Raw genomic sequence first — 21235 nt, 5'->3', positions numbered from 1 at the left:
TGCGTTTCCGCCGCAACAGTTGGTATGATACCACTGTTGTGCGGATCTGTCAACAGCTTTTTTCAAAATTTTTAAAGTTTTTTCTTAGAAGTCAAAACTTTCGTGTTTATTACTTTTATATCTATAATTTAAGTAATATGTTCAATCCAATCTTGTCCCTATATAAAAAAAACAAGAGCATACGGAAAACACAGTTTCCAATACACTCTTGCTGTCTGAACTTTATTTTTTCGCTATTATCTAATTATATGTAGAAATCTCTTCTGAATCTCTATTTTGTTTTAAGCATATATTTCTGTGACCACTTGCCATAAACTGTTTTTTTGCCAGATTTCTTATATGCCCGAACCTGAACATAATACCTCTTTCTTCTGGACAGTTTGCTGATCGTCTTCTTATACTTACGCTGTCCTTTAACAGTCATCACTTTTACACCGCTCTTCATAGATTTTTTCTTACAGTAACGAATCTGATAACCTGATGCATCCGATATTGTATACCACCGAAGATAGATTTTTCCCTTTCCAGCACTTGAATACCAAGAAGAAATGCTTCCCTGATCCAGTTGTCTTTTCGCAACATAATCATCCTTATATTTCTTACCACACTTCTCACATATATAGAGACGGTATCCCTTCTCAAAATAAGTAGCATCTACCCATTTGCTGCTGTAATCATGATTACAATTTGTCTGACTCAAAGAAGAAACAGAGAAAACATATTTTCCGGTGGATTTATCCCAGTCATAAACCCGATATCCATTAATCTGAAGATAATATTTTCCGGCACTCAGGACAACATTCTGCGAGTCTTTACGATATCCGACATTACTGTTCCATTCGTTATAATGTGTGTCCCAGATTTCTTTTCCATCCGCATCAAAGATTTTTATACTGTAATATTGCATATATGATGTTATATCAATTGCTACCGTCTGATCTTTCGAAACGTTGAAAATATAGTTATCAAAATCATCATTTTCCGAAATCTGACCTACATATGTCTTATTCCATGATATCTGCTTTGCAGTTCTGAAATCATTATCATCTCTATCAAACGATACGCCTGATGCTGTAAAGGAAGTATTGCATACATATCTGCCAGTAGCTTTATCCCAGTCATAAACCCGATATCCATCAACCTGAAGATAATATGTTCCCTTTTCCAGATATAAATCATACGTGTCGCTGCGATAGCCAACCGTTTCATTCCATTCATTCTGATTACTATACCAAACTTGTTCTCCATCTGAATTAAAAAGTTTTATACCATAGTATTTCATATAGGATGTCATTTCAAGTTTGACGCAGCCAACCTGCGATAATGTAAACTTATATGTATCAAAATCATCATTTACAGATATCTGCCCTACAATTTTATCTCCAATCGTAATATTATTTGCATCCGCAAACGAATTATCATCCTCTCGATTTGTCACTCCAGATGAGGTAAAGGATGTACGACAAGTATACTCTCCGGTAACTTTATCATAATCCTCTCTTCTGTACCCATTGATCTGTATATAATACGTTCCTTTTTCAAGATAAATATTATACTCATCACGGCGGTAACCAACTGTTTCATTCCATTCATTAGAATCTGTATACCAGATCTCTGTACCATCCGTCTCATAAATTCTGATACAATAATATCGCATATATGCTGTCATATTAAGAGTAATACATCCGGCACTGTCCAGCTGGAGCTGATAATTATTATAATCTTTGGTTTCTGTAATACTGCCATTCAACGTATCACCCATGTTGATCCTGCTTGCAGTAGCAAACGTATTATCGGATGTCGCACGCGGAACATCCAATGCTGATGCATGACTTGTATACGGCACTGTACTCATTGCACAAAAAGCTGCCGCAAGTACAAAAGCTTTAAAAAATCTTTTCCCTTTTCTCATGTTTTCCTCCTTTATTTGTTGTCCTTTCAGTTTATTTTTATGCCGAAATTTTCAGCACATTTATACAAAATATGATAGCATATACGCATTTCTTATTCAATTCCTTTCTGAATTTTTATAATGCTTTATCCTCAAAGATTTTAAATGTGCAAATAAACGTCATAAAAATAGTTTTGTAAAAAAAGTGTGTTCATAGAAGTGTTATATTTTATTTGAGAGCAAAAAAGACCGACTCACAGTGACGGCAACAAATTTCCATCACTATGATTCGATCTCTTTCGGTTTCACATTTTGTATTCTGGCCGAAAACGCATTTCCGCTTAAGAGACCCCTGGCAAGCCAGGAGCTTTTGGCAATGTGCAAAATGAACAATTCCCAAGAAGGCACTTTCACGTGCCCTTTGGGGAATTCGTTCATTTGCACACATAATAATACTATTCACTTGCAAACAGCATCTTAATAAAACATGCGATATTTCCATTCCTTACATCCGCCGGGGAACTATCGGTAATTCTCTATTTTTTCTTGTATTTAACCTTCTTCCCTGCACTCTTCATTGCTTTTTTCAGCTTGCCAAAATTCTTTGCCGTCATTTTCTTCGACAGTCACTTTGCAAGCTTTAATTCCTTGAATGCCTGCGGCCAATCTAACTGCATTTTGTTCTTGAAGGTGATACTCTTCAGTTTGCTGTTTTTATAGAAGCTCTTCGTTCCGATTTTGCTGATATTTGCTCCGAGTACCAGAGTCGTCAGTTTTTTATTGTTTTGGAATGCTTTTGCTGCAATTTCCGTTACTTTAAAGGTATAGCCATCTTTCGTAACGGTTGCCGGAATGGTGATCTTATTTCTTTTTTTCCTGGTTCCGGTTACTGCAACCGTTCCTTTTTTTGCATCGGATTTGGTCACTTTATAGCTGATTCCTTTTCCGTCGGTAAATACCGTTCCCTTTTTCGGTACCGTTTTGACAGTATCCGGTGCCGGATTTGGATTTGGTGTCGGCGTTGGCGTCGGATCTGGTTTTTGCTGTTCTGCTTTTTCCGTCAGAGCTTTTCTTGCCTCTTCCAGTTCTTTCTTTGCTGCGTCCAACTCTTCCGGTTGTGCATCTGCTCGATCCAGCATCTCTTTCGCCCGTTTCAGTGCTTCCTGATATTTGGCTGCACTTTCAGAAGTGTATTTTGAAAGATCGAATTTTTCAGACACCTTTATCTCTTCCGTCAGAGTTTCTTTGCATCCTGTAACTTTTTTCAGGTAAGCATTCTGTGCACTTTCCAGCTCAGCTTTTGCCGCATCCAGTTCTTCCTGACCAGCCATGACATCACCGTATACCGCTTTTGCTCTCACAGACGCATTCCATAATTCCGCCAGTTCATCTGTGTTTGCAGATGCATAAGCAAAATCAGCTTTTGTATTTTTCAAGATCGTTTTTGCTTCCTCATATGCATTTTTCAGGGCACTTCTGTCAACGCTCTGGTATACTTTCATTTCACAAATTGCATATTCACTTGCTTTTCGCTGTACACCCTTCATTCTGACATAGCGTGCGGATGTTTCTGTAAAGCTGTCTTCAGTCCATGCTTTTTCATTGCCGCTGACGGATTTTACTGTGCTCCAGTCGGCACCATCGTTTGATACCTGAATGTCGTATGCTGTCGCATAACGTCCTGCTGCCCAGTCGATCACAACCTTGGATACCTTTCTTTCTCTTCCAAGGTCAATCATCAGGAAATCATCATTTCGGTCAGAAGAGCACCATCTGGATTCGTAAGAGGTACTTACTCCGCTTGTTCCGGTTACATGTCCGTCTCCGTCGGTTGCCTTCCATGCCGGATAGAGACGCATCTCATCCCCTTTGTAGCCTTTGTTGCCAAGATCGGTATATGCTCCCCGGTTTCTCGCCACATCCACAAGCGTTGCACCAACATTTTCTGCTGCCAGTTCTTCTGTGGACAGTGCTTTGTTATATGCTTTGATATTTCCAAGGTAACCGGAGAAATTCTTTCCGATCTCATTTAACGGGAACACAAAGGTGCTGCGGTAATTGTTGTCTGCATCTGTCCAGGTACTTGCACCGAGTGCACCATTGTTCTCCGGATCGCTGGCTGCCGCATAAAGAATCTTTTTAAACACACCATCTACATACAGTTTTGTTGTCTGATACGTTCCTACGACCGTGATCCGGTGCTTTTTATTCTTTTCTACCTGATACTCAAAGGACTGATTAAAATAATCGCGGTTCAGGCTCAGGGAACCATTGATACCCGCAAGCTGCAGTCTTCCGTCATAACCGGAAAACAGAGAGGATTCTTTCGTATTCTTTTCTGTACCGTCCAGATATACATCAAAACTCATCGTATATGGATAACCAAGTGTCGTCAGTGGTGTACGGATAACTGTATTGCCATCAAATTTCAGATAGGTTTCGCCGTCTTTTTCTGCTTTTTCTCCACCGCTCACCTGTCCGTTGTAAGCATTTCCGCTGGCATCATAAATGATTTCTCCATCCGCGGATAAGTTTGCAAAATCATAGTCCAGCACTACATCTGAAACACTTTCCATATCATAGGAAATAGCAGTTCCAGGTCCCTCGCGTAATGCATCAAAGGTCTGCTCATAGTTTACAAAGCTTGTTTCTTTATTGCTGCCCCAGGTTTTCTGTGATACCATGGCTACCGCACGCAGATAACGCTCATTCAGATCGGCTTCTGTGATACCCTCGCGGTTCTCATCGCCCCAGAGTGCTGTCTTGGCTCCAAGTACCTGCGGATCACCTTTATCCGTCTTCACTCCGCCGCTGAACACAGACGGATCCCAGTTATAGAAAAGATTATTTTCCTGGATCATATCTTTGTGATAACGTCCAGGTGTATTATAAAGATATGTCTGCGGTACATTGATAAGACGGAAGCCTTCTGCCAGTCTTGCACTCGGACTGTCCTCTGTAGCAGACCACATATTCAGGATAATATTATTATTTACCTTTGTATTTCCCTTTAAGACTTCCATCGCTCCCCACATTTCCACTTCGACATCATACTTATCATGCAGATAGCTGTACATCTCATTCATGTAACGGCGGAAAGCTTCTTTATTTGCATCGGTTCTGTCCCAGTATTCATCAACACCTGCGTTGACATTTTTTGCATCAAAAACCGCATCAATTCCGTCAATTCCTCCGAGATATTCATCAAACAGTGCTTTCATAAAGATTCTTGCATTGATCGCATTCTGTCTGATCTGTGCATTGCTGCTCTGATCGTCCAGTGCCAGGAGTTCCCAGTTTCCAGGGTTGTGAATGTAGAAAGAAGCTCCCTGTTTTACATTTCCGTCTGCGTTCAGATAATCTGCCGCCTTCAGATAGCCGTATTTTACAAGTGATTTGATTACTTCTTCCTGATGGTCATGAACATATTTGGTGTAAGCTGCGGAATGTCCCGGTGTATCTAACTCCGCTACAACCTGAATACCGCATGCCTTTGCTTCTTCGTTCATCTTGCGGAATTCTTCTTTTGTATAGTAAAGCTCACCGCTTTTACCGGTATGTACATTATAATAGTAGTCATAGCGATCCTCACTGTCTCCTGTTTTTACAAATTTGGACTTTTGTGTTGCAAGAGACGGAAAAAGTTCTGATTCCAGTCTGTGAGAAGCTTCGGTATCTGCCCAATCCTCATATTTTGCAGAATACGCCGGATCTGACCACTGATTATCATTGATATGAAGCTGCATCTCATTCAGTTTGTACCATTTCATGATTTTTGTATAATCATTCAGGAATGATATTCTTGTAGGGATACGGGCAATGTCAAACATCACGCCTCGCATCTCATATGCCGGATAATCACGAATCACACCTTTTGGCACATTTGCATGTTCACTGTCCTGATAAAGGATCTGTTCTACGGTCACAGTACCGTAAAGAAGGCCTGTTTTGGTGGAAGAATAAATTTTCAGTCCAGCATCGTCATTAACCATCAGATAACCTTCTTTTCCGACATCATAGACATCTTCTGTCTGTGATTCCAGATAAATATCGTTTGTGCCGGTGCTTGTTCCTTTTACAATCTCCAGATCCAGACCACAGATATCGTGGATATCACTCTGCATTTCTTTTGCCGCTTCTTCCGCATCAACCCCAGCCGCATCATTTACCACGATCCTGGACTGCTCTGTCAGTTTAAAATTGCCTTCGTAGCCATACCATTCCTGAATGGTCGGCAGGACTTTTGGCATTGGATTTGGATTGCTCACTTTTTTGAACAGTTCCGGATACTTGTCCGTGTTGCCTTTGACAGTTACCGTCACATTTTTCTTTGCTGTATCCTGCGGGTCATTTTTATTGGTCGCTTTTAAAATAACATTAAAAGAGCGGTCACCAATTCTCATTGCAGATGCTTTTCCATCTTCCGTGAGCAACTGATCCAGCTCACTTCCATATATGGAAATATCATACTGTTCAGAAGTATTTGGAATCACCAGTTCTTCCTCATTTGCTCCCACAGTCAAGCCGGACAGGTTCTTCAATACAGAAGTTGCCGTCTCAATCATTCCGGACTGTGTTCCCATGATCTCGATCTCACGCACGGAAATACATTTCCAGCCATTGATATTTCCTTTTTTAAAATAGAAACGTACATATCGTTTTAATTCTGCCTTACTCAGATCCGAGGCATTGATCACATCCGGATCGTTTCTCTGTACATTTGCACTGTCACGCGACAGTTCATAAACCGTTTCCCAGTTGGCATCTGCTCCGTTGGAATCACTGGTCTGGATCTGATATTCTGTACTCCATGCCTTCAAATTAAAATAAATATTGATCGATTCAACGTTTGTTGTCGCTGCGGAAAGATCGATCACCAGCCACTGTGGATTGTCACGGTTTGTGCCCATATCACCGGAAGACCATCTTCCGGAGTCTGATGTTTTATCGCCGTCAACGGCTTTGTCTGCACTCCATGTTGCTGATTCATTTGCAGAAGAGGTAACTTCTTTATTGAGTGCTACGTTTGCTGCAGCTGCCTGCACTTTTAAAAGACCGGCTCCCATTCCGGCAAGATTCGGTGTAAACAGACTTTCACACAACAGAAATGCTGCCAGAGCACCTGCTGCTATAGATTTTTTCTTTTTCATTCTGTCTCCTTTCTTATTTCCTCTCTGTTTTTTATAACGATACCGTATTATTATATCTGATTTTGTCTATTTTGTACATGGTTTTCGCTGGTTTTCTAAAAAACAGAAACAAAATGCTTGTTCCCCATTTCCACACTCGACGTTTTTTTGCAAACACAAAGACTCCCATTCCATCCAGGGAACAGGAGCCTGCATCTCTTTTCATTTCTATTCTTCTTCCAGATCTTCCACGTAGCTTTCAATCAGCAACGATATCAGATCTTTGCACTTAATACACTGCTTTCCGACACCAAGCCTTGCTTTCACATCATCAAATGTTCGACCTCCCTGCTGTACCGCCTGTTCGATCTGTCCGGCCGTCGTGCCGGTACATTCACATACTACATAATTACGGTTCATTCTGCTCTGTTTTCTCCCCTTTCACTTCCACTGGTTTTGCAAATTCTTCTGTCATCTCACTTTTCATTTCTCTGCCATTGTCTGCTTCCAGTTCAAACCAGAATTCTACGCCATTGTCATAATTTTTCACGCCAAATTTTTGATGCATGGAGTCCATGATCGCCTTGACAATAGAAAGACCGATTCCGCTTCCGCCGTATTCTCGCGTCCTTGCCTTGTCAACCTTGTAAAATTTGATCCAGATTTTATCGATATCTGCCTCCGGAATCGGTACACCGGTATTAAACACACTGGTGTGCACTTTTCCGTTTTCTTTTTTCATTTTGATCTCGATCACTTTATCAAAATCCACATGATTGATTGCATTGGATACAAAATTTGTCACAACTTCTTCGGTCTTAAATTCATCTGCCCATACATAATGGCTTTCCGTCTCTTCAAACAGAATTTTAGCACCTTTCTGATCAGCCAGAAGTTCCGCTGAATGTACAACCGTCCGAACCAGTTTTGTCAGATCAAAACGTTCAAATACAATGGCATCTTTTCCGGATTCCAGATGATTGAGTGTCAGCAGTTTTTTAACCATATTGTTCATCTTCGCCGCCTCATCCATAATGACCTCACAATAGAAATCACGGCTTTCTGCATCGTCATTGATACATTCTTTCAGTCCTTCTGCATATCCCTGGATCAGTGCGATCGGCGTTTTCAGCTCATGCGAGACATTGGAAAGAAATTCTTTTCGCATCTCGTCGATCTGGATCTTTTCTTCGATATCATTCTGCAGCTGATTATTCGCTGTTTTCAGCTCCGAAATCGTCCTTTCCAGCGTCTCTGACATCTGGTTGAAATGCTCGCCCAGCTGACCGATCTCATTCTGACCGCCGCTGGTATATTTCGCATCAAAATCCAGGTCTGCCATGCGTTTGGAAAGCTCCGTCAGCTCTTGAAGCGGCGTCGTGATCTTGCGTGACATCCAGGAGATCAGGATCATGCTGACTGCAAGGCCGATCACAATAAAATAGCCAAGGAATTCATTGGAAGTCCGCACACTGTCACGGATGCTCTCCATCGGGATCCGCATCATAAAATAATAGCCGGTGTTAAAGGCTCCCCAGATTTCCAGATAATCCACTTTGTCTTTAAAATCCTGGGTTTTCTGAATAACATAATTATCATTTTCTTTAAGTACTTCCGTCTCAGACTTGTCAATCCCCATCAGATAGCCCCAGAGCCGTCCCTGAAGTTCCTGTTTCTGATAATTTTCGGTTCCATAAAGAAGCGGCACAAACTCATCCGTCAGAATGATCGCACTCAAATTATAGCGTGTACAGTATTCGGAAAGGGTGTTTTCGAAATCATCCATCAGGTAATCATCTACATCTTCTACTTTATTCATATTATCATAAATATGCTGAAGTGCCGCTTCCTTTTTTGCCACATAATAACGCTCCAGCAAAAAATTATTGGTACACCAGTTTGCCAGAAACACAAATCCAATCAGGCCGATAAAAAGTACTGCGATCTGCGTTTTCAGCGATTTTCTCATGGTTCATCCACCTCAAATTTATATCCCATACCCCAGATGGTCTTGATATAGTCTGCATTTTTTCCAAGTTTGCTTCTCAGCTTTTTCACATGCGTATCGATGGTTCTCGCATCACCAAAATAGTCATAATTCCACACACTATTCAGAATCTTTTCTCTGGAAAGTGCGATGCCCTGATTTTCCATAAAATAGCTCAGAAGTTCAAATTCTTTGTAACTCAACTCCACATTCTTTCCGTCTACCAGAACCTGATGTGCTGCTTTGTTTACCTCGATCACGCCGGCTTTTAAGATTTCTTCTGCTGCCAGTGTGTTGGTTCTTCGAAGAATTGCCTCTACTCTTGCAACCAGAATCTTCGGGCTGAACGGTTTGGATATGTACTCATCGACACCCAGTTCGAATCCCAGCAGCTCATCTCTCTCATCTGATCTTGCTGTCAGCATAATGATCGGCACTTTTGAATACTGCCGGATCTCACGGCATACCTGCCATCCATCCATTTTCGGCATCATAACATCCAGAATCACCAGTGCAATATCTTTTTTCGAAAAGAAAACATCGATCGCATCTGCCCCATTTTCTGCCTCCAGGACTTCAAAGTTTCGCTTTACCAGGAAGTCTTTGACCAGTTTTCTCATCCTGCTTTCATCATCTACTACTAAAATCTTCAATTTGTCCATTGTTTTCTCCCACCTGTCACTTTTTCTTTCATCGTAGCAGAGAATTATGTCCGTTTTGTGAATATCCATCTCAAAACCAGAAGAACTTCCACTGAATGCGACTGCATCTGCATACAGAAAATGCAGACAGAATTATCTGCCTGCATTTTCTGCTTTCCTATTTTTAAGATGCCAGGGTCAAAAGCCTGAAACCACGATGTGCTTGCACAAAAGTGGTTTTATGGCTTAATGACCCGCCCCGATATGAGCATAAAAGTGGAGCGTAAGCTTCACGATATGCGAATATTGGGTAGAATTGTGGAAGTACGAAGTACGGAACAATTCGTATGGCATCTTTTGACCCCAACATCTTTTTAATATGGTATTATAATGTCTTTCCTTTTAATTACTACTTTCTTTCCTGCACTCTTAAGTGCTTTCTTGATCTTATTCAGATTCTTCTTACTGATCTTATAAGGAACCGTTACTTTTGCATTTGCTTTGATTCCCTTGAATGCATTTTTTCCTGCTTTCACTGCCTTATTGCCTTTGAAGGTAATATTTTTCAGTTTTGCATCTTTGTAGAATGCTTTCGCATCAATCTTGGTAACATTTGCACCGATCACAACCTTGGTCAGTCTTGCTTTCTTCTGGAATGCTTTCGCAGCAATCTGTGTTACTTTGAACGTATATCCATTTTTGGTTACCGTTGCCGGAATGGTTACTTTCTTGACATTTTTCTTTGCAGCTGTCAGACCCGTTACCTTTACTGTACCATTCTTTGCATCCGATTTCGTCACTTTGTATACAAGTCCGCTCTTCTGATCGGTAATCTTGCTTCCCTTGGCCGGTACTTTTGCTGTATCATCTTTACCCGGTGTAGGATTTGGGGTAGGTGTCGGATTCGGATTCGGTGTCGGGGTCGGATCTGGCGTTGGAGTTGTCTTCTTAACCAGAGCATCGGCTGCCTGTTTCAGAGTATTAACTGCCGCATCGACTTCGGCCTGTGTTGCGTAAGTATCTTCCAGTACCGCTTTTGCTGCTGTCAGAGCCTGTTCAAAGCTTTTTACGCTGTCATCGGTGTAATCTGCTTTGTTTACTTTTTCTGCCTCAGCAACTGCTGCTGTCAGTTTTGTCTTGTCTGATTTTGCCGGTTCTTCCGTGCTCAGTGCTGCTTTTGCTTTTTTCAGGTTCTCCAGTGCTCTGGCAAAATCTGCTCCTGTTGCACTTTCTTTTTTCAGCAGTTCTTCTGCTTCTTTTACCTGTTTCTGATAGTTTGCAATGCTTCCTTCGCTGTATCCTGTGGTATCAAAGTTCTGATATCCGGTAAGGACTCTTGTCAGCTTGTCTTTTGTTGTTTCCAGCTGTGCTGCAACATTGGTCAGGTTTGTGTATGCCTGGGAATATGCTGCTGCAGTGCTGTCTGCGTTATCCAGTACCTTTTTTGCATTTGCCAGGGCATCTGCAAAGAATGTCCAGGTTTTGCCGGTGTAGTCTTCACTCTTGTAGTTTACATAAGTATTATATGCTTTCTGTACATCTGCTTTTCCATAAGCAGCATACAGATTCAGTTCTGCGATAGTTCCGTGTTTTCCGGTATTATCACTTCCTGCATCTTTAATGACGAGTTTCACTTTCTTTGCTTCGATCGGATCAAAGTCTGCAAATTTTTCAGATGCATCATTTGCCCAGGTACCGTCTGTTACAACGGTTGTCTCGGTTCCGTCTGCTTTTGTAACAACGATATCATATTTGAAGATACGGCCGTTTGCACTGTTCTGTCTTGGCAGACAGGAAAGTCTGCTGATCGTCTGAACTTCCGGCAGTGTTACTTCAAAGTAATGATTGTGTGTACCGGAAATGACATCCGGTGTACGCCAGTTTGTATGCCAGAATGTAGTGTCATCTCCGTCGATTGCATTCTGTGCCGATCCTTCGGAACTCTCCTGGCTGCAGGCAGATACTGTCCAGCCCGCTCTGGAAAGAGCATTTCCGCTTTCGGATACGGTGGTCGGATCTGCACTTACCGTCAGTTCGTCTACCAGACCTTTGAAACTATTGGTCTTGCTTCCGATGTACTCAACCGGAAGTACCAGTGTGGCAACTTTCGAACCGGTTGTCTTTGTCTCGTTGTCCAGAGCTGCGGATGATACATATTTATTATTTACATAAAGCTCTGCTTTGTCTTTGTAACCATTGATAGTCAGGTATACCCATTCATCTTTTGGCAGTTCATAGTTAAAGGAATAATCATATCCTTCTCTTGAGAATCCGACTTTTCCGGTATTCTTCTGGACTGCTTTGATCGCATAGGTGTTGAATTTTGTGTTGGTCTCGCAGAGAACCTGCTCACTGTTGTCGCTGGCTGCATCTCTCTTGACCCACATAGAAATGCTGCTTCCTGCTGTCTTTCCGCTTGTCGGTCCGACCATGTCAACCGGAGTCTCTACGTAGCTCTCGCCGCCGTTCAGTTTCAGTGCATTTCCGCTCTTGCCTGCTACTTCTTCTACGTTCTTCTCGCTTACAGAATCATTGTTGTTTCCGGATTCATCGTAAACTTTTTCATCATCGAAGGAGTAATCGATCACATCATTTCCTACAGAATCTGCTTCGTAGTATGGATTTGTGTTCGGTGCAGTATCCACTTTTTCTGCAACGGCACGCATCTCACTGTAAGTCCTGTCGGTTCCTTCGCCCCACATCTTCTCACTTAAGGACGGCAGCGGCTGGAAGAAACGGTCAAAGTCATCGTATTCTGTGATACCGTTTCCGCGTGTACCGATCTGGTCATTCCAGATTGCATAAGTACCGCCGAGTACCTGTTTGTCTCCGGCTCTTAAAACAGTACCGCTGAAATTATTCGGTACCCAGTTGTTGTAAAGGTTCTGGGAATTCAGGTAGTCTGAATAATATCCTGCAGAAGGTACAATGTAAAGGCTTCCTTCCAGAGTATTGATCAGGTCATATCCCAGGTCATACATATTCTTCGGATTTGCATATCCGGTGTTCCAGATGTTCAGCTGTACATCTTTGGATGCAACCGGAGTTTTACCGTTTTTGTTGGAAAGGCTTCCCCACATACGGACGTCACGTCCTGTTCCCTGAATGTACTTGATCATGGAATCAGAGAAGCTTCTGAAATATTCATTTCCGCCGTTTCCGTGGAATTCATCGGTTCCGATATGTACCGTGGTGTCTTTGTCAAATACCGGATCATCACCTCCGAAGTACTGTGCCCATACGGATTTGGCTGCATCCAGTGCACCATCTTTTCGGATGTCCAGTTCTTCGATCAGGTATCTGTGGTTTCCGCCTGCCTCTTTGGTCATAAGGTTCGGGAACGCTCTTGTAATCGCCAGGGCATGTGCCGGCATATCAAATTCCGGAATGATGTTGACACCCATGGTTCTGCTGTCTTTAATGAAAGAACGGAACTCCTCTTTTGTATAGTATGTATCTTCTGATGTCAGATTTGGAATTTCAGATTCCAGACGGAAACCTGCATATGCATTCTCTACCGCTTCATCAATCGTAGCGTAATCTTCCAGGAAGATCAGGTTGTCGGACAGGTGCAGATGGAAGTTGTTCATCTTGTACCATGCCATGTTCTTTGCAAATTCCTTTACGGTATTGAAATCAAAAGCTTTTCTTCCGACATCGAGCATAAACCCACGCACTTCGTACTTCGGATAATCTCTTGTGATACCTTTCGGAATCGTTGTTTTGTTCTGTTTTAAAATCTGCAGTGCACTGATCACGCCCCAGTATGCACCGGTTGCTTTTTCTGCTTCGATCTTTACGCTGTCACCGATCGTCATGATATAACCTTCTTCGTCAAGACCCTGGTCTGTGCTGTTCAGTGTCAGATAAAAATCACCTTTTTTGGCATCGGATTCGCTGCCTTTTACGGTCTGGATATCGTTTCCTGTGATATCTTTGTAATCTTCTGCAAACTGTTTTGCCGTTGCTTCCAGTCCGTCTGCATAAACAATCTTACTGCTGCTCTGGATCACAAAATCACCGGTTTCACCATGCCATTCCTGCAGTGCCGGGATGACATCCGGTTTTTCATTGGCTCCTTCTGCATCTGTATAACGTCCCGGAACCGTAATGGTAAACTCTGCGGACTGTGCTTTGTCTGTGCCGTCTGCATTGCTGATCTGGTAAAATCCTTTTACGGTCTTGGTCTGCAGCGGTTTGTAAACGGTGCCGTCACTTCCGATGATCTGCTCATAATCTGCATCAAACTCTACCGTATATCCTTCCGGAACGGTCGGCATCGGAATCTTTGTCGTATCTGCTGTAACGGTCGGAGCAGTCATAGAATCCGCAATCTTTGCAGCCTGTGTTCTGGTATCTGGAATATCACCTTCGTATACCTGCAGTTCCCATACAGAAATTGCATTCCAGGTAACTCCTGCATTGGTCGGTTCAATCTTTGTAACATTTAACCGCAGGAATTTTCCGGTAACTGCAGTATCCAGTGTAATCTTGTCCGTTGTCGTTGCCGGTGCCTGTGTTGCAGTGTATACATCTCTCCATGTCTGACCATCATCAGATACCTGCAGTGTATAATTAACTGCATTGTTTCGCTGCCAGTTGATAACAAAACTCTTCATGGTTTTGCTCTCAGCCCAGGCAAGCTGTGCCCATGAAGTATTACTCTGATCATGTGACCATCTGGTGTTCATATTACCGTCATTGATCTTTGCGATTTCGTTTCCGCCTTCTGAGTTGGATGCTGTTGCCGTTGCACTCAATGCCAGGTTGGTATTCTCTGCTGCATTTGCTGCAAGCGGCGGGAGCTGTACAGAAGCAAGGATCATGCTCGCTGCCATGGCCATAGCACCGATCTGTTTCATTTTTTTCTTAAACATAAACTTCCTCCTCTTCGTTATGTTGTTAAATGTTGCTAAAAACATATTTAATTTTAACATGATTTTTTAAAAAAGTCCACACATCTTATCTAAAACGCATACAAAATGCAGCACAGTTAAAAAAGATAACAAAAAAAGCCCGATAAAATCGGGCTTTTCAGGATGGACCTGAGGGGAATCGAACCCCTGTCCGAAAGCCTATTCATCAAGGCATCTCCCATCACAGTCATTATTTTAACGTTCCCTCAACGGTGCACCTAATGACAGGTTCACAGCCTCAGTAGCTTCATAAGTTCTTCTGCCGCCGCAAAGCTTTGGCCACAGAGTGCCTCACAGGATTTGATGCCGGTTGGGGAAGCTGTGAGCAACCTCCTGCCGACAAGCAGCCCTTAGGCTGCTAACGCGTAATTATCTTCTGCGTTTATATTTAGTTTCCGGTTTACTGTACGGTCCCGGCCCGCAGATGGCTTCCCTGACTGCAAAACCCCCGTCGAAACCAGTACAAGCCCTGGTTTGTTTGAAGATAATCTTACAGTGCAGTTTATTTTACACCTGAAATTCATTTTTGTAAAGTGTCTTTTTAAAATTTTCACTTTTTATTTCTCTTTGCATCTTTTTATCTCTGTGCGTTTCCATCTTTACAGATTACGCACCTTAAATTCACGCTCTGCTTCTCTTCGCATATCTTTCTTTGCAATATCCTGTCGTTTGTCGTACAGTTTTTTACCTTTTGCAAGACCGATAGAGACTTTTACCAGACTGCCTTTAAAATATACTTTCAGGGGAACCAGTGTGTATCCTTTTTCTGCGATCTTTCCTTCGATCTTATTGATCTCATAGCGATGCATCAGCAGTTTTTTTACACGCATCGGATCTTTATTAAAAATATTTCCCTTTTCATATGGGCTGATGTGCATACCATAAATAAACACTTCGCCGTTTTCAATACGGACAAAGGATTCTTTTACGCTGCATTTTCCCATTCGCAGGGATTTAACCTCTGTTCCGTGAAGAGAAATCCCTGCCTCATACGTGTCTTCGATAAAATAATCATGATATGCTTTTTTGTTGTTTGCAATCAGTTTTATGGATTCTGCTCCCATATCTTTCCTCCCGTCTCTGACTTATCCCCAAATAGCTGCAGGCACAAAATCAATTGTTGCATTTTCTTTATCAGCATCAAGCACACGTACACGGATGCTCTGACCGAGTTTGTAAACCTTTCCAAGATCTGAGCCAACCATCTCATGGGTATTTTCATTATAATAATACCTGTCATCGTAAAGATTTGCAACATGTATCAGTCCCTCGATGGTATTTGGAAGTTCTACATACATGCCCCAGGATGTAATACTTGAGATTACGCCTTCATATTCTTCACCGATATGCTGCTGCATGTATTCTGCTTTTTTCATTTTATCGGTATCACGCTCTGCCTCATCTGCCCTTCGCTCCGTCTTACTGGAATGTTCTGCCACTTCCGGCAGGATCTCCTGATAATGTGCGATCCGCTCTGCATTTAATCTGCCACGCAGATTTTCCTTGATGATCCGGTGAATCTGCAGATCCGGATACCGACGGATCGGAGAAGTGAAATGCGTGTAATACTTCGCTGCCAGTCCAAAATGTCCGGTACATTCTGTCGAATACCTCGCCTGTTTCATGGAACGCAGGGTCAAACGACTGATCAGTGCCTCTTCCGGTGAATCTGCAACTCTGGAGAGGAGTTTCTGCAGTTCTTTTGGATGGACTTCGTCTTGGACACCTTTCAGTCCATATCCGAAATTGCGGATAAATTCTGCAAGTGCCTGGATTTTTTCCGGATCCGGTGTATCGTGGACACGGTATAAAAACGGAATTTCCTGCCAGAAATATTCGGATGCTACTGTCTCATTTGCAAGCAGCATAAAATCTTCGATAATCTTTGTCGCTGTATTTGCCTCGTATGGTCTGATATCAACCGGTTTTCCTTTTTTATCCAGGATAATCTTTGCTTCCGGAAAATCAAAGTCGATTGAACCGCGTGCACGGCGGTTTTTGCGAAGCAGTTCTGACAGTTCTCTCATCTTTTCAAACATCGGGACAAATTCCTGATATTTTTCGATTTCTTCTGCGTCCTGATCCTCCAGAATCTTCTTCACGCTGGTGTAGGTCATTCGCTGATCCACACAGATCACCGTCTCCGCAATCTGGCTGCCGATCACTTTGCCCTTCTCATCGATGTCCATCAGGCAGCTCAGTGCCAGCCGGTCGCATCCTGCATTTAAAGAACAGATGCCATTTGAGAGCCTTCTCGGAAGCATCGGGATCACCCGATCCACAAGATACACACTTGTTCCGCGTTTCTTTGCCTCCCAGTCCAGTGCACTGTTCTCCTGCACATAATTTGTGACATCTGCGATATGCACGCCCAGATGCCAGATATTTCCATCCTTTTCCAGTGATACAGCATCATCCAGATCCTTGGCATCTTCACCATCGATCGTGACCATCGGTACCTTTCTAAGATCCAGTCTGCCCTGCATATCTGCCTCACTGACCTCATCTTTCACTCGTTCTGCCTGATTGAGCACCTTTTCCGGAAATTCAAACGGAAGATCTTTTGCATAAACAATGGAAAGTACATCCGTCCCCGGATCACTGATATGGCCGATGATCTTTGTGATCCTGCCCTCCGGCTTTTTCTTGTTGCTGCCGTAAGAAGTAATCTCTGCGATCACCTTATGGCCGTTTACCGCACCTTTGGCACACTCCTGCGGGATAAAAATATCTTGAAGGATTTTCTGGTTGTCCGGAATCACAAAGCCAAAATGTTTGCTCTGTTCATAGATGCCAACCACTTCCTTGACCGTATGGGAGATGACCTGTGTGATGCGTCCTTCCTGACGTCTCCCGGTCGTCCCGGAGATCAGAGTCGCCTGAACCACATCTCCGTAAAAAGCATTGCCGATGTTTTCTTCTGAAACATAAATATCATCGTCTCTGCCTTCCACTTCAATAAAGCCAAAGCCTTTCGGATGCGTCACAAAGGTTCCGGTAACCGTCTTTTCTTTTGCAATTTTATACTTGCCTCTTTTGGAGATTTCAATCTTGCCCTCTGCCAGAAGTTCATTCAGGACCAGCTCCAGATCCGGCCGTTCTTCTTTTGACACCTGGAGGATGATAGCAAGCTCCTTGATCTTCATCGGTACATATATTTTATCGTTCATCAGGTCTAAAAGAACCTTTTTTCTTTTTTCTAACTGTTTGCTGTCCATGTTACCCTCCTTATTCATCATGCGGGGAATCGGTGTGCTGTTTTTTCTGACCGGTAACGCTAAAAAACACCCTTGCAGTTACCAACCACAAGAGTGTTTTAACGTGTCATGCGTTCAAAAGAACCTGCCTGTGACAATTCTGCAGGTTTCTTAGAAATTCAGATTCAGAACTATGGAAATTACGATAAATGCGATTGCAAGAAACTTTGTGGATTTCACAAGTGCTCCTTCCATAGAACGGCCTTTGTTCTTTCCCCAGTAAGTATCTGCTGCACCTGCAATAGCTCCCAGCCCTGCGGACTTTCCTTCCTGCATCAATACGATAACGGTCAGTGCGATACAATCCAAAATAAAGAGTATATTGATAACTGTTCTCAAGATTTCCACATTAACACCTCCTATACCAAACAAAAACAGTTTAGCATAGTTTGTATTTCTTTGTCAACTTAAATATGCTCTTCAATACGCAATAATTGGTTATATTTTGCAATTCTTTCGCTGCGGCACGGAGCTCCTGTTTTGATCTGTCCGGCTCCTGTGGCAACTGCGATATCCGCAATCATCGTATCCTCTGTTTCACCGGAACGATGCGAGATGATCGCAGCGTACCCGCTCCGTTTTGCAAGTTCGATTGCTTCAAACGCTTCCGTCAGTGTTCCTATCTGATTTACTTTGACCAGGATCGCATTGGCAGCCCCGAGTTTTATACCTTTTCGCAGACGTCTGGGATTTGTCACAAACAGATCATCACCCACCAGCTGTACTTTCTGCCCCAGTTCTTCCGTCAGGTGTTTCCATCCGATCCAGTCATCTTCAAACAGTCCGTCCTCGATGGAAAAAATCGGATATTTTTCAGTCAGTCTCTTATAATATGCGATCATCTCTTCTGTGGTGCGTTCTTTTCCTTCTCCTTCAAACCGGTAAATTCCCTGTCTTTCATCGTAAAGTTCACTAGCCGCCGCATCCAGTGCGATCATAATATCTTTTTTCATCTGATAACCGCTCTTCTCGACCGCTTCCACAATGACATCCAGAACTTCTTCTGAATTTTTCAGGTTCGGGGCAAATCCGCCCTCGTCTCCAACTCCGGTTGATAATCCCCGGACATCCAGAATCTTTTTCAGTGTGTGGTAAATCTCTGCACACATCTGAAGTCCTTTTGAAAAATTCTCTGCCCCAAACGGCATGATCATAAATTCCTGGAGATCGACGGTATTGGATGCATGGCGTCCTCCGTTTAAAATGTTCATCATTGGCACCGGCATCTGATGGGCAAACGTTCCGCCAAGATACTGATACAGCGGCAGATGCAGTGCCTTTGCCGCCGTCTGAGCTACTGCCATTGATATGCCAAGAATTGCATTTGCCCCCAGATTTTCTTTGTTCTCTGTTCCATCTATATGACAGAGTTTTTCATCAATTTTCCGCTGTTCCAGTACATTATCACCAATCACACAGTCTGCCAGGATCGTGTTGACATGTTCTGCGGCACGCCGCACGCCAAGTCCATTGTAACGTCTTTCCTGATCACGGAGTTCTACCGCCTCAAACTGCCCGGTCGAAGCTCCGGACGGCACAGCCGCTCTCCCAACAATATCTCCCTCAGCCAGTACTTCCACTTCTATCGTAGGATTCCCTCTGGAATCCAGAATTTCCCTTGCGTACACATCTTTGATTGCAATGAATTTCTGCATAAAAAAGACACACCTCCTTGTGGATAGTGTGTCCTTTTTGTTTTTCTTTATACATCGCTTTGCATATACAAAGACTGATCTTCAGAAATTATTTGCGTACCAGCAGAGATTTTCCTGTCATTTCAGCCGGCTGCTGCATACCCATCATCTCGATCAGAGTCGGAGCGATGTCTGCCAGGCATCCGCCTTCACGCAGTGTATAGTTCTCGTCATAATTTACCAGAATGAACGGAACCGGGTTGGTTGTATGTGCGGTAAACGGTGCACCTGTTTCGTAGTCGATCAGCTGCTCTGCATTTCCGTGATCCGCACAGATAAACATCTGTCCGCCAACTTCTTTCAAAGCTTCTACGGTCTTGCCTACACATTCATCGACTGCTTCCACTGCTGCGATCGCTGCTGCCTGGATACCGGTATGTCCTACCATATCCGGGTTTGCGAAGTTGATGATGATCACATCATATTTTTCAGAACGGATGGCTCCGGTCAGCTTGTCGCATACTTCATATGCACTCATCTCCGGTTTCAGATCGTAAGTAGCTACTTTCGGGGATTTTACCAGGATGCGGTCTTCGCCTTTGTTCGGTTCTTCTACTCCGCCGTTGAAGAAGAAGGTAACGTGTGCATATTTCTCTGTTTCGGCGATTCTTGCCTGTGTCATGTTATGTGCTGCCAGGAATTCACCGAAGGTATTTGTGATAGAAACTTTGTGGAATGCTACTTCTTTGTTCGGAATCGTCTCATCGTACTCTGTGAAGCATACATAAGTCAGATCCAGTCTCTTTTCTCTTGCGAATCCGTCAAACTCATCTGCACAGAATGCACGGGTGATCTCTCTTGCACGGTCCGGACGGAAATTGAAGAAGATTACGGAATCTTTGTCTTTGATTGTTGCAACCGGTGCTCCGTCTTTCTTAACAACAGCCGGAACTACGAACTCATCGTTCTTTCCGTTGTCGTAAGAATTCTGTACTGCACAGATGCCGCATGCTGCTTCTGCACCTTCGCCTTTTACCATAGCGTTGTAAGCCAGCTCTACACGATCCCAGCGGTTGTCACGATCCATTGCATAGTAACGTCCCATAACAGTTGCAACCTGTCCGACGCCGATCTCTTTCATTTTATCAACGAGCTGTTCTACATAGCCTTTGCCTGATGCAGGTGGTGTGTCACGTCCATCCAGGAAGCAATGTACATAAACATTTTCCAGACCTTCTCTTTTTGCCAGCTCAAGCAGTGCGTACAGGTGTGTATTGTGGCTGTGTACACCGCCGTCAGAGAGCAGACCGAACAGATGCAGGGCACTTCCGTTTTCTTTTGCACTCTTTACTGCATGCAGCAGTGCTTCGTTTTTGAAGAAATCTCCATCCTGGATTTCTTTTGTGATTCTGGTCAGTTCCTGGTATACGATACGTCCGGCGCCCATGTTCAGATGTCCGACTTCAGAGTTACCCATCTGTCCATCCGGCAGACCTACTGCCAGACCACTTGCATTGCCTTTTACGAAAGGACACTCAGCCATCAGCTTGTCCATAACCGGAGTTTTCGCCTGTGCTACTGCGTTGCCTTCTACCTTATCATTCAGTCCATATCCATCAAGAATCATCAAAACGGTTGGCTTTTTGCTCATTTTTCCATTTCTCCTTTATATTATAATGATGATGCCGGAGCTTAAAAACCCCGGATTCTTTAACCATATTTGCTTCGCATTTATTCTACATGATTTTCAGGTAGCCGTCAATTCTTAAATCAACGATAA

Annotated in this window: 11 protein-coding genes and 1 other RNA gene; all 12 read right to left on the bottom strand. The window is 43.1% G+C overall.

The features are described from left to right. Positions 1-271 precede the first annotated feature (271 nt). Positions 272-1912, bottom strand: a complete 1641-nt coding sequence (locus tag ACLTL4_RS03075; protein ID WP_173866441.1) for a fibronectin type III domain-containing protein — start codon at positions 1910-1912, stop codon at positions 272-274. A gap of 605 nt (positions 1913-2517) precedes the next feature. Further along, on the bottom strand, positions 2518-7041 hold the full coding sequence (locus ACLTL4_RS03070) for a discoidin domain-containing protein (RefSeq protein WP_412320214.1): 4524 nt from the start codon (positions 7039-7041) through the stop codon (positions 2518-2520). A gap of 207 nt (positions 7042-7248) precedes the next feature. Next, entirely contained in the window at positions 7249-7440 is a 192-nt protein-coding gene (locus ACLTL4_RS03065) for a (2Fe-2S)-binding protein (RefSeq protein ID WP_022119460.1), read from the bottom strand. Beyond that, positions 7430-8989 carry a sensor histidine kinase gene (locus ACLTL4_RS03060; RefSeq protein ID WP_412290979.1) on the bottom strand — a complete coding sequence of 520 codons (1560 nt, stop codon included), beginning with the start codon at positions 8987-8989 and terminating at the stop codon, positions 7430-7432. Before ACLTL4_RS03060 ends, ACLTL4_RS03065 begins: the two co-directional genes overlap by 11 nt. Beyond that, complete coding sequence (locus ACLTL4_RS03055; RefSeq protein WP_412290981.1) at positions 8986-9669, bottom strand: response regulator transcription factor; 684 nt, start codon at positions 9667-9669, stop codon at positions 8986-8988. The genes ACLTL4_RS03060 and ACLTL4_RS03055 overlap by 4 nt, the downstream gene beginning before the upstream one ends. Positions 9670-10022: 353 nt before the next feature. After that, entirely contained in the window at positions 10023-14525 is a 4503-nt protein-coding gene (locus tag ACLTL4_RS03050) for a family 20 glycosylhydrolase (RefSeq protein WP_412320213.1), read from the bottom strand. 160 nt (positions 14526-14685) lie between these two features. Further along, positions 14686-15034: a transfer-messenger RNA gene (ssrA, locus tag ACLTL4_RS03045) on the bottom strand. 129 nt (positions 15035-15163) lie between these two features. Continuing rightward, entirely contained in the window at positions 15164-15628 is a 465-nt protein-coding gene (gene smpB, locus ACLTL4_RS03040) for an SsrA-binding protein SmpB (RefSeq protein ID WP_022119464.1), read from the bottom strand. Between the two features lie 21 nt (positions 15629-15649). Continuing rightward, positions 15650-17782, bottom strand: a complete 2133-nt coding sequence (gene rnr, locus ACLTL4_RS03035) for a ribonuclease R (RefSeq protein WP_412290986.1) — start codon at positions 17780-17782, stop codon at positions 15650-15652. Positions 17783-17932: 150 nt separating this feature from the next. After that, the gene (gene secG / locus ACLTL4_RS03030; RefSeq protein WP_022119467.1) at positions 17933-18169 is read right to left on the bottom strand and encodes a preprotein translocase subunit SecG; all 237 of its coding nucleotides are present in this window, start codon (positions 18167-18169) and stop codon (positions 17933-17935) included. Positions 18170-18228: 59 nt separating this feature from the next. Next, the gene (gene eno, locus ACLTL4_RS03025) at positions 18229-19476 is read right to left on the bottom strand and encodes a phosphopyruvate hydratase (protein ID WP_022119468.1); all 1248 of its coding nucleotides are present in this window, start codon (positions 19474-19476) and stop codon (positions 18229-18231) included. A gap of 88 nt (positions 19477-19564) precedes the next feature. Next, positions 19565-21106 carry a 2,3-bisphosphoglycerate-independent phosphoglycerate mutase gene (gene gpmI, locus ACLTL4_RS03020; protein WP_022119469.1) on the bottom strand — a complete coding sequence of 514 codons (1542 nt, stop codon included), beginning with the start codon at positions 21104-21106 and terminating at the stop codon, positions 19565-19567. Between the last annotated feature and the right edge of the window lie 129 nt (positions 21107-21235).

It is taken from the genome of Hominisplanchenecus sp. (assembly GCF_046967715.1).
GTDB lineage: Bacteria > Bacillota > Clostridia > Lachnospirales > Lachnospiraceae > Hominisplanchenecus > Hominisplanchenecus faecis.
The sequence above is the reverse complement of the archived record's forward strand: the minus strand, read 5'-3'. Positions and strand labels throughout refer to the sequence as shown.

What these genes read in the sequence shown, in the direction of transcription:
- ACLTL4_RS03075 (WP_173866441.1), bottom strand. Translation starts at nt 1,912, where the DNA reads ATGAGAAAAGGGAAAAGATTTTTTAAAGCTTTTGTACTTGCGGCAGCT.
- ACLTL4_RS03070 (WP_412320214.1), bottom strand. Translation starts at nt 7,041, where the DNA reads ATGAAAAAGAAAAAATCTATAGCAGCAGGTGCTCTGGCAGCATTTCTG.
- ACLTL4_RS03065 (WP_022119460.1), bottom strand. Translation starts at nt 7,440, where the DNA reads ATGAACCGTAATTATGTAGTATGTGAATGTACCGGCACGACGGCCGGA.
- ACLTL4_RS03060 (WP_412290979.1), bottom strand. Translation starts at nt 8,989, where the DNA reads ATGAGAAAATCGCTGAAAACGCAGATCGCAGTACTTTTTATCGGCCTG.
- ACLTL4_RS03055 (WP_412290981.1), bottom strand. Translation starts at nt 9,669, where the DNA reads ATGGACAAATTGAAGATTTTAGTAGTAGATGATGAAAGCAGGATGAGA.
- ACLTL4_RS03050 (WP_412320213.1), bottom strand. Translation starts at nt 14,525, where the DNA reads ATGTTTAAGAAAAAAATGAAACAGATCGGTGCTATGGCCATGGCAGCG.
- smpB (WP_022119464.1), bottom strand. Translation starts at nt 15,628, where the DNA reads ATGGGAGCAGAATCCATAAAACTGATTGCAAACAACAAAAAAGCATAT.
- rnr (WP_412290986.1), bottom strand. Translation starts at nt 17,782, where the DNA reads ATGGACAGCAAACAGTTAGAAAAAAGAAAAAAGGTTCTTTTAGACCTG.
- eno (WP_022119468.1), bottom strand. Translation starts at nt 19,476, where the DNA reads ATGCAGAAATTCATTGCAATCAAAGATGTGTACGCAAGGGAAATTCTG.
- gpmI (WP_022119469.1), bottom strand. Translation starts at nt 21,106, where the DNA reads ATGAGCAAAAAGCCAACCGTTTTGATGATTCTTGATGGATATGGACTG.